Here is a 1,035-nt window from a genome sequence, read left to right as displayed (position 1 = left end):
CCACTTGCAGCTATCCAAACAGGTTTAACTTCATTCTTTGATTTTATCAACTATAAAACAAAAAATGTTTCTACTATAGAAGTAAAAAGCAATGATGAATTTGGACAAATCTCAAATGCTATCAATGAAAACATTCTTGCTACTAAAAGAGGCTTAGAACAAGACAATCAAGCCGTTAAAGAATCAGTTCAAACCGTATCAGTTGTAGAAGGTGGTAATTTAACAGCAAGAATTACTGCTAATCCAAGAAACCCACAACTTATTGAACTTAAAAATGTTCTAAATAAACTTCTTGATGTTTTACAAGCTAGAGTAGGTTCTGATATGAATGCTATTCATAAAATTTTTGAAGAATACAAAAGCTTAGACTTTAGAAATAAATTAGAAAATGCTAGCGGTAGTGTAGAATTAACTACTAATGCTTTAGGTGATGAAATAGTTAAAATGCTAAAACAAAGTTCAGACTTTGCTAATGCCTTAGCTAATGAAAGTGGAAAATTACAAACTGCTGTTCAAAGCTTAACCACTTCTTCAAATTCTCAAGCTCAATCTTTAGAAGAAACTGCAGCAGCTTTAGAAGAGATCACTTCTTCTATGCAAAATGTTTCAGTTAAAACTAGTGATGTTATCACTCAATCTGAAGAGATTAAAAATGTTACAGGTATTATAGGTGATATTGCAGATCAAATCAATCTTTTAGCTTTAAATGCAGCTATTGAAGCAGCTCGTGCTGGAGAACATGGTAGAGGCTTTGCAGTGGTAGCTGATGAAGTTAGAAAGTTAGCTGAAAGAACTCAAAAGTCTTTATCAGAAATTGAAGCTAATACTAATTTACTTGTTCAATCTATCAATGATATGGCAGAAAGTATTAAAGAACAAACTGCAGGTATCACTCAAATCAATGATAGCGTAGCTCAAATTGATCAAACTACTAAAGATAATGTTGAAATTGCTAATGAATCAGCTATTATTTCTAGTACAGTAAGTGATATAGCTAATAATATCTTAGAAGATGTTAAGAAGAAAAGGTTTTAA

General features: G+C 31.3%; 1 protein-coding gene. It reads left to right on the top strand.

Going from position 1 to position 1,035, the window contains the following annotated elements; all coding sequences use genetic code 11:
- A partial coding sequence (locus FBF10_RS08445) for a methyl-accepting chemotaxis protein (RefSeq protein ID WP_242631172.1) occupies positions 1-1,035 on the top strand: 1,035 nt, incomplete at its 5' end.

Source organism: Campylobacter sp. CFSAN093249 (genome assembly GCF_011067895.1).
Classification (GTDB): domain Bacteria; phylum Campylobacterota; class Campylobacteria; order Campylobacterales; family Campylobacteraceae; genus Campylobacter_D; species Campylobacter_D jejuni.
This window is presented reverse-complemented; position numbering and strand designations above follow the sequence as displayed.